This window comes from uncultured Sphingomonas sp., from assembly GCF_964021865.1.
Lineage (GTDB): Bacteria > Pseudomonadota > Alphaproteobacteria > Sphingomonadales > Sphingomonadaceae > Sphingomonas.
The window spans coordinates 1-9,220 of record NZ_CAXIAM010000085.1 but is presented as its reverse complement, the minus strand read 5'-3'; the positions used below and the strand labels follow the sequence as shown (position 1 = coordinate 9,220).

The 9,220-nt window shown below is 69.2% G+C and carries 9 protein-coding genes; 8 read left to right on the top strand and 1 reads right to left on the bottom strand.

Annotated features, from left to right (window positions below; genetic code table 11):
* Positions 1–1,092, top strand: a 1,092-nt coding sequence (locus tag AADI75_RS15525) for a TonB-dependent receptor (RefSeq protein ID WP_341209901.1), incomplete at its 5' end; no start/stop codon positions are given.
* A gap of 52 nt (positions 1,093–1,144) precedes the next feature.
* Here AADI75_RS15525 and AADI75_RS15520 read toward each other — a convergent pair.
* Positions 1,145–1,774: a 2OG-Fe(II) oxygenase gene (locus AADI75_RS15520; RefSeq protein ID WP_341209900.1), complete on the bottom strand. Its 630-nt coding sequence runs from the start codon at positions 1,772–1,774 to the stop codon at positions 1,145–1,147.
* Between the two features lie 117 nt (positions 1,775–1,891).
* Here AADI75_RS15520 and AADI75_RS15515 point away from each other — a divergent pair, with 117 nt between their 5' ends.
* From AADI75_RS15515 to gspI, 7 genes are all read left to right on the top strand, one after another.
* The gene (locus AADI75_RS15515) at positions 1,892–2,782 is read left to right on the top strand and encodes a type II secretion system protein N (protein WP_341209899.1); all 891 of its coding nucleotides are present in this window, start codon (positions 1,892–1,894) and stop codon (positions 2,780–2,782) included.
* On the top strand, positions 2,779–4,995 hold the full coding sequence (gene gspD, locus AADI75_RS15510) for a type II secretion system secretin GspD (RefSeq protein ID WP_341209898.1): 2,217 nt from the start codon (positions 2,779–2,781) through the stop codon (positions 4,993–4,995). The genes AADI75_RS15515 and gspD overlap by 4 nt, the downstream gene beginning before the upstream one ends.
* Positions 4,992–6,569, top strand: coding sequence for an ATPase, T2SS/T4P/T4SS family (locus AADI75_RS15505; protein WP_341209897.1), 1,578 nt, complete (start codon positions 4,992–4,994; stop codon positions 6,567–6,569). The genes gspD and AADI75_RS15505 overlap by 4 nt, the downstream gene beginning before the upstream one ends.
* 146 nt (positions 6,570–6,715) lie before the next feature.
* A complete protein-coding gene (gene gspF, locus AADI75_RS15500) occupies positions 6,716–7,939 on the top strand; it encodes a type II secretion system inner membrane protein GspF (RefSeq protein ID WP_341209896.1) in 1,224 nt (407 codons plus the stop codon).
* An 8-nt stretch (positions 7,940–7,947) separates the two neighbouring features.
* Positions 7,948–8,418, top strand: a complete 471-nt coding sequence (gene gspG, locus AADI75_RS15495; RefSeq protein ID WP_341209895.1) for a type II secretion system major pseudopilin GspG — start codon at positions 7,948–7,950, stop codon at positions 8,416–8,418.
* On the top strand, positions 8,393–8,869 hold the full coding sequence (locus AADI75_RS15490; protein WP_341209894.1) for a GspH/FimT family pseudopilin: 477 nt from the start codon (positions 8,393–8,395) through the stop codon (positions 8,867–8,869). Before gspG ends, AADI75_RS15490 begins: the two co-directional genes overlap by 26 nt.
* Positions 8,856–9,220 (top strand): type II secretion system minor pseudopilin GspI (gene gspI, locus AADI75_RS15485; protein WP_341209893.1); only part of this gene is annotated, 365 nt, incomplete at its 3' end. The genes AADI75_RS15490 and gspI, both read left to right, overlap by 14 nt.

Sequence of the window (9,220 nt, the reverse complement as noted above, 5' to 3'; positions counted from 1 at the left end):
CAGAACGGCTCCTACGCCTATGATGCGCTGCTGCGGGTCCATGCCGGCTATGTGCAGGCCGAGGCGGAGGCGTTCGACGGCGTCCGCGCGATCGTCGGCGTCCGCTACGAAACCGCGACGCAGCGCGTCACCCCGGTCAACGCCACCGGCACGCGGCTGAAGAACGATTATTTCCTGCCGGGCGCGACGCTGACCTGGAATTTTGCGCAGGACATGCAGCTGCGCCTCGCCGCCTCGAAGACGATCGCGCGCCCGCAGTTCCGCGAGCTCGCGCCGCAGGCGTTCCGCGATTTCGAATCGGATCGCCTGTTCTTCGGTAACCCGCGCCTGAAGGACTCGGAACTCTACAATCTCGAGGCGCGCTACGAATGGTTCTTCGCGCGTGACCAGCGGATCACGCTGGCTGGCTTCTACAAGCGGATCGACAACCCGATCGAGCAGGTCGGCTTCTTCCCGACCCCCGACGCGCGGCTTCAGACCGGCTTCACCAACCTGCCGCGCGCCAAGCTGTACGGCGCGGAGATCGAGGCGCAGAAGTATATCCCGCTCGACTTCATCTCCGACGGCATGGCCGGCAAGCGCGCGGTGGTGATCGCCAACTACACCTGGACGCATTCGGCGCTCAGCGCGGATGGCACCTGCGTCCCCGGCGTGCTGGAGGGGACGACGCTCGGCAACTGCCAGGCGAACTTCGCGCCCGCCTCCAGCCTGTTCCGCGACGGCGCGCCGCTGACCGGCCAGTCGGACCATCTCGTCAACCTCCAGCTCGGCTATGAGGATAAGGATAACGGCACGCAGGCGACGCTGTTGTTCAACTACGCCAGCGAGCGCGTCACCAATCGCGGGCCGTCGCTGCTGGGCGGTGTCGGCTTCCAGCCCGACATCATCGAGAAGCCCGGCATTCGCCTCGACTTCGTCGCGCGCCAGACGGTCGACTTCATGCGCCAAAAGGTCGAGATCAAGGCCGAGATGCGCAACCTGACCGGCACGCGCTATCAGGAGTTCCAGACGTTCGACGGCGGCAACCGCGTCGACATCAACCGGTACCGCCTCGGCCGGCTGTTCACGCTGGGCGCGAGCGTCACCTTCTGACCGGTTCGCGCCGGCGCGCCCATCGTCGGGCGCGCCGGCTTGCGATCAACGATCACCAGCCCCAGGGACGCTCGCGATACCATTTGGTCACGATGTATTTGGTGCCGGCGCGCACCTTCATCCCGTGATGGATCGTCGCCGGATTGAGCGTCCCGTCGGGGCGGCAGTTGTTCCAGCAGACCAGCTTGCCCAGCTCCGGCTGGATCGTCTTGTCGACCGCCTTGAAGCGGGTCGCGCCGCCGGCCTCGGGCTCGTTGAGATAGATCATCGCGGTCCAGGTGCGGTTGCCCGCCACGCTGCAATACCGGTCGAAATCGGCGCCGTTCGGCTCGAAATAGTCGGTATGCGCCTTGAATTCCTGGCCGACCGCATAGCGTTGCCCCTGAACCGGCTCGCCATGCAGCGGGTCCAGCCCGGTCGCCGCCGCCAACGCGGCGTCCACCTGCGCTACCACCGGGTCGGCCGCCGGCAGGTCGCAGGTTTCGCTGGTACGGAATGCGGTGTCGCCGTTCGCATCGGCGATCGTCGAGGGCCGCCGGCCGATGTCGATCAGCTCGACCAGATAGGCGCAGGTCTCGGGCGAGAGGAACGCGCGTTTGACGAACAACGTCAGCTTGGGGCTGGGCAGGCGCTGGAAGCCGGACTGGGCGGAAAGCCGGGCGGCGATCGGATCGGTGGCCATGCCGGCTTAGTGCCACAGGTGAAGGCGCAAGCCCAAGCACAGAAATATTACACAAACTCGCAATACCTACGTAATATGGTTTACCTAGCGGCCGTTCGCGGGGAGTTGGCCAGGCCGATGCGTTTGAAGTTCGATGCCCGTGCACGGGCGATCCTGCGGCGGCTGCCCGTGGTAAATGTCTATTCCGCGGCGGAACTGGCGCTGCTCGCGGCGCTGGCGGTGCAGTGCGCGCGGCTGGCGTGGGTGCTGTTGACCCCGGTCGCGCCGCTCGGGGCATGGACGCCCCCCGGGCCGACCGTCCCCGCCGATCCGGCCGGCGTGCTGGCCGGGTTCGATCCCTTCTACCGCGTCAGCGGTGCGGCGCAGGCGCAGGGGCCGACCGCGGTCACCTCGCTCCAACTCACGCTCTACGGCACGCGTATGGACAGCGCGCAGGCGCGCGGCGCGGCGATCATCGCAGGGCCGGACGGCATGCAGAAGAGCGTCGCCGTGGGTGAGGAGGTCGCTCCCGGCGTCACGCTCAAGGCCGTCGCCTTCGACCATGTCACGCTCGATCGCGGCGGCCGCAGCGAGGATCTGTTCCTCGATCAGTCGGGCGGCGGCGGCACCGTCACCGCGCCGGGCGGCGATCCGGCCCAGAACCCGCCGCCCGAGCCGCCGCCCGGCGCGCGCGGGCTCGCCGCACCGCTCGAGATACCGAGCGGCGGGACGATCCCGGCCGGCACCCCGACCGTCTCGCCGCAGCAGCTGCGTCAGGAGATCAACGCGATCCCGCGGATCGACGGCGGCAAGGTCACCGGCGTCACCGTGCGCGGGCAGGGCGGTGCGGCGTTCCGCGCCGCCGGGCTGCGCGACGGCGACGTCATCACCACCGTTGCGGGTCGCCCGATCACCGGCCCGTCCGATCTCGAAATGCTCACCCGCGCCCGCGCGTCGGGCGGCACCCTGTCCCTCACGGTGGAGCGCGCCGGACAGCCGCTGCCGCTCACCATTCCGGTAGCTCGATGAACCGCACCGCCACTTTCCTGTCGCCGCTCGTCATTCTCGCGGCGGCGCAGCCCGCGCTCGCGCAGACCACGCTCAACGTGCGCGATGCGGACATCCGCGCGTTCATCGCCGATGCCGCGAAGGTGACCGGGCGCACCTTCATCATCGACAATCGCGTGCAGGGCAAGGTGACCGTCGTCACCGATCGTCCGTTGTCGCGCAGCGAATATCTGGAGGTATTCCTCTCGACGTTGCGCGCCAATGCGCTGGTCGCGGTGCCGACCGCCAACGGCGCGTTCCGCGTCCAGCCGATCGACAATGCTGCCAGCCAGCCGGGCCGGATCGGGCTTGCGGGATCGCAGCGCAACCAGCTCGTCACCGAGATCATCCGGCTGCGCTCGGTCGACGCCGCGCAGGCGGTCGACACCGTCCGCCCGCTGGTCAGCGCGCAGGGCTCGGTCACCGCCAATCGCGGCGGCAACAGCCTCGTCGTCGTCGACTTCGCCGACAACGTCCGCCGCGTTCGCGAAGTGGTGCGGCGGATCGACGCCGACACCTCGGCGACGCGGATCATCGCGCTCAAGAACGCGCGCGCCAGCGAGGTCGCGACCGCGCTGACCGGCCTGCTCGGTGGCGGCGCGCAGGGCGGGGCGGCGGCGGCGACCGGCGGCGCCTCGGCGGTCGCGATCGAAAGCAGCAACGCGGTGGCGCTGCGCGGCGATCCGCAGACCGTCGCGCGGCTCGCCGGTCTGGCGCGCGAACTCGACCAGAGTGCGCGCAACGCCACCGAAATCCGCGTCGTCTTTCTCGAAAACGCCGACGCCAACCAATTGCTGCCGGTCCTCCAGCAGCTCGTCGGTCAGGCCCCCGATGCGGTGCAGGAACAGGGACTCAGCCGCACCGGGCTGAGCACGTCGAGCACCGGCGCAACCGGCGTCGGCGCGACGCCGCAGCCCGCGACGCGCAGCCAGTCGCAGCAAACCTCGACGCAGCAATCGGGCGGTCAGCCGCAACAGGCGGCGATTCGCGGCGAGGGCGCGCGGACCGCGGCGGTCGTGACGCGCTATGCCGGCGCGAACGCGATCGTCGTCGCCGCGCCCGCCGATGTCCAGCGCCAGCTCGCCGATGTGATCCGCAAGCTCGACCAGCGCCGCCAGCAAGTGCTGGTCGAGGCGATCGTCGCCGAAGTGTCCGACAGCACCGTCAACCGGCTCGGCGCGCAATTCCTGCTCGGCAATATCGACGGCGGCGCGTTCGCCGCCTCGACCTTCAGCAACTCCGCGCCCAACATCCTCCAGATCGCGGGCGCGGTCGGCGCACAGTCGCTCGGGTCGACGCGCACCGTCGTCACCGCCGCCGACGGCACCCGCACCGAAACGACGACCAACAACACCGCCTCGAACACGCTGACCCAGTCGGCGATCAACTCGATCATCGGCTCGCAGGGCGGGTTCGGCGGGTTCGGGGGGCAGATCGGCAGCACGATCTTCGGCGCGATCATCAATGCGGTGAAGAGCGATACGCAGTCGAACCTGCTGCAAGTCCCGCAGATCATGACGCTCGACAATCAGGAAGCGCACACGCTGGTCGGACAGGAAATCCCGATCACAACCGGCGAGGCGCTGTCGAACAATTTCGACAACGCCTTCCGCACGACGCAGCGCCAGAACGTCGGCATCGGGCTCGACGTCCGCCCGCAGGTCAATTCGTCGGGCACGATCAAGATGAACCTGCATCTGGAGGTCAGCTCGATCGCCGGCCCGGTCAGCAGCAACAATTCCGACCTGATCCTCAACAAGCGCGAGGTCGAGACGGTGCTGACCGTCGACGACGGCGCGATCGGCGTCATCGGCGGGTTGCTCTCCGACGAGGAGCGCCGCACGATCGAGAAGATCCCGTTCCTCGGCGACATTCCGGTGCTCGGCAATCTGTTCAAGAGCCGCGCGAAGACCCGCGCCAAGTCGAACCTGATGATCTTCATCCGCCCGACCGTGATCCGCTCGGCGGAGGAGAACCGCCGCGTCACCGAGCGCCGCTACGGCTATCTCCGGCTTCAACAGGGGTTGCAGGACCCCGCCGCCGAGCCGTCGATCGACGAACTGGTCCGCGACTACATGGGCGCGACCCCGCCGCTCCCGCCGGTCGGCCAGCCAGGCAGCATCGAGGACCCGCGCGTCGGCGTGCCGGTGCAACGCAACTCCACCACCGTCATCAGCGGGGCCAGGCGCAAATGATCCTGCGCACCGGAGCGGAGATCGACGCGGCCGCCGCGCCGCTGCCGCCCGCACCGGACGGCGCGACGGTGCTGACCGACGCGGTGCCGGTCGTGCCCCCGGTCGCGTTGCCTTATGCCTTCGCGCGCAAATACGGTGTCGTCCTCGACGGGCAGGGGGTCGCGCTGCGCGAGGGCAGCGATCCGCGCGCGCTGATCGAGGTCCGCCGCGTGCTCGGCCGCGCCTTCGACGTCGCCGTCGTGCCGCCGGCCGCGTTCGACCGGTTGCTCGGCGAGAATTACGCGATGGACGGGCAGGCGACCGCCGCCGCCGCCGTCGGCATGGGCGACGAGCTGGACCTGCTTGCCGAGGGGCTGCCGACCGCCGAGGACCTGCTCGACACCGCCGACGATGCGCCCGCGATCCGGCTCATCAACGGCATCATCGCCGATGCCGCGCGCAACGGCGTGTCGGATATCCATATCGAGCCCTATGAAACCGGCCTCGTCGTGCGGATGCGGATCGACGGCGTGCTGCGCGAGACGCTGCGGATGCCGCCGCACGTCGCCCCGGTGGTCGTCAGCCGCATCAAGGTGATGGCGCGGCTCGACATCGCCGAGCGGCGCGTGCCGCAGGACGGGCGCATGGGGCTGACGCTGGGCGGAAAACTGCTCGACGTCCGCGTCTCGACCTTGCCGAGCCGCGCGGGCGAGCGCGTGGTACTGCGTATTCTCGACAAGGAGAATGCCGGCATGGACCTCGACGCGCTCGGCATGAGCCCGCCGATGTACGCGCTGCTGCGCGAGGCGATCGCCGAGCCGAACGGCATCGTGCTGGTCACCGGCCCGACCGGCAGCGGCAAGACCACGACGCTGTACGCCGCGCTGCGGTTGCTCAACGACGGCAGCCGCAACATCCTGACCGTCGAGGATCCGGTCGAATATGCGGTCGAGGGCGTCGGGCAGACGCAGGTCAACGCCAAGGTCGGGCTGACCTTCGCCGCCGGGTTGCGCGCGATCCTGCGCCAGGACCCGGACGTGGTGATGATCGGCGAAATTCGCGACCGCGAAACTGCCGAGATCGCGGTGCAGGCGTCGCTGACCGGCCACCTCGTGCTGTCGACCGTCCACACCAACGACGCGGTCGGCGCGATCACGCGGATGCGCGACATGAAGGTCGAATCGTTCCTGCTCGCCTCGACGCTGCGCGCGGTGATCGCGCAGCGACTGGTGCGGCGTCTGTGCAAACATTGCGCGCGCCCGGTGCCAGCATCGGAGACGGTCGCGCCGCTGCTGGGGATCGATCCGGCAACGACGGTGTACGAGGCGGTAGGTTGCGAGAATTGCAACAGAACCGGCTTCCGTGGCCGGATTGGCGTGTACGAGGCGATCCGCGTCGACTCGACCGTCCGCCGCCTCATCAACGAGGGCGGCGACGAAGATGCCATCGCACGCCACACCTTCGCCAACAACGACACGCTCGCCACCGCGGCGCGGCGACTGGTGGAGAGCGGGCAAACTACTGCGGAAGAAGCCGTTCGCGTCTCGCGCAGCGAAAACGCCGACGCCGCCGAAATCGCGATCGCCGATGCGTGAGCCACAACATGCTCCCCTCCCTGAAAGGGAGGGGCCGGGGGTGGGTGGCGTGTCCGCGATACGTCCGAGCGTACGCCCCCGGCTCCGTACCACCCGGCCGCGACCCACCCCTGATCCCTCCCTGACAGGGAGGGGAGTGTAAGGTCATGGCTGACTTCGACTATCTCGCGATCGACACCCGCGGCAACGAAACCCGCGGTCACGTCAGCGCCACCGACATGGACGCGGCGCGCGCCGCGCTCGACCGCAAGCGGCTGTACGTCGTCCGCCTTGAACCCGGCAGCACCCCGCAGGCGCGCAGCCGCCCGCTGTTCGGGCTCGAACTCGGCCGCGCGAAGATGTCGGGCAAGCAATTGACCTTGTTCACCCGTCAGTTGGCGACCCTCAACCGCGTCTCGCCGCTCGAGGAATCGCTCCGTACCATCACACGCCAGACCGAGCAGGAAAGCGTCCGCGTGATCGTCCAGACCGTCCACACCGCGGTGGTCGAGGGCCGCCGTCTCGCGGATGCGATGGCGCGTGAGCCGAAGAGCTTCCCGCCGCTCTACCGCGCGATGGTCGCGGCGGGCGAAAGCTCCGGCACGTTGCCGCAGATCATGGAGCGGCTGTCGACGCTGCTCGAACGCCAGGCCGAAATCCGCGGTAAGTTGCTGACCGCGATGGCCTACCCCTCGGTGCTCGCCGCAGTGGCGCTGGGGGTCGTGCTGGCGCTGATGACCTTCGTCGTCCCGCAGGTGGTCGAACAATTCGATACCGTCGGTCAGGAGCTTCCGCTGCTCACCCGGCTGGTGATTGGCTTGTCGGACGTGCTGGTCGGCTGGTGGTGGCTGATGCTGCTCGTGCTCGTCGCGCTCGGCTTCGGCGCATGGGCGGCGCTCCGCCAGCCGCCGATCCGCCTCGCGTTCGACAGCTGGCTGCTGCGCGTGCCGCTGCTCGGCCGGCTGCTCCGCGACCTTCACGCGGCCCGGATGGCGCGGACGCTGTCGACGATGGTCGCCAGCCGTCTCCCGCTTCTGGAAGGACTTAGCCTCACCGCCGGCACGATCCACAACCGCCGGCTGAAGGCGGCGTCGGACGAGATCACCGAATCGATCCGCGGCGGCGGCAGCCTGTCGGCGGCGATGCGCCGCGCCGGCGTCTTCCCGCCGCTGCTCGTCTATCTCGCCGCCAGTGGTGAGGCGGCAGGGCGGCTCGACGAGATGCTGGAGCGCGCGGCGGACTATCTGGAGCGCGAGTTCGACCGCTTCACCGCCACGGCCATGTCGCTGCTGGAGCCGCTCATCATCGTCATCATGGGCGCGATCGTCGCGACGATCGTGCTATCGATCCTGCTCCCCATCCTTCAGCTCAACACGCTGGCCGGACAATGAGAATGCCTATGTCGACGCAGAAGAAAACCCGGAAGAAGCGCAACGGCTTCACGCCCCGTCGGCGCTCCGCCGAACACGGCTTCACGCTCGTGGAACTGATGGTGGTGATCGTCATCATCGGCCTGCTGGCGACGATCGTCGCGCTCAACGTGCTGCCCTCGGGCGATACCGCGCGCATCCAGAAGGCGAAGGCGGATATCGCGACGATCGAACAGGGCCTCGAACTGTACCGGCTGCAGATGGGCAATTATCCGACGACCACGCAGGGCCTGCAGGCGCTGGTCACCCCGCCCGCGGGCGCCGATGCCGCCCGCTATCAGGCCGGCGGCTATATCAAGCGTTTGCCGCAGGATCCGTGGAACCGCCCGTATCTTTATGCCTCGCCCGGTCAGCACGGCGCGGCGGATGTCTGGACGCTGGGGGCCGACGGAAAGGACGGCGGGCAGGGGATCGATGCCGATATCGGGTCCTGGCAGTAACGCGCCACCGTCGCACGCGGGGCGCCAGCGCGGCTTCACGCTGATCGAGCTGATGGTGGTCATCACCGTCATCGGGCTCGCCTCGGCGGCGGCGGTGCTGATGATGCCTGACACGCGCGGCCGGCTGATGGACGAGGCGACGCGCTTCGCGGTACGTACCCGCGCCGCGCACGACGCCGCGATCGTCGAGGCGCGTCCGGTCAGCCTGTGGGTAACGCCCGGCGGCTATGGCTTCGACCAATGGCGCGGTGGCACATGGACGCCGCTCGATGGCGCATTGAAGGTCGAGCGCTGGAAGCCGGGCACCGCCAGCACTGGCCCGGCGCGCGACCGCCTGACCTTCGACACCACCGGGCTCGCCGACCGCGCGATGACGGTGACGCTGACGCGCGAGGGCATGCGCACCGATGTGGTGATCGACGCCGACGGGACCGTCCGTGTCGCCGGCTGACCCGCGCGCGCGCGGGTTCACGCTGGTCGAGATCATGGTCGCGCTGGTCGTGTTCAGCCTCGCCGCGCTCGCGCTGATCCGGCTGGAGGGGCAGACGATCCGTTCAACCGGCTTCGTGTCCTCGGCGTTGCTCGCGCAGATCGTCGCGCGCAACGTTGCGATCGAGGCGGTCACCGATGCGCAGCCGCCGACGCGCGGCCGTGCGAGCGGGGTCGAGCAGGCGGGCGGGCGCAACTGGACATGGGTGCGCGATACCCAGCCGCTGGGCGACGGCGATGTCCAGCGGATCGACGTCGCGGTCAGCGACGCGGGCGGCGCGGTGATGGGCCGCGCGACGATGGTCCGCCCGCC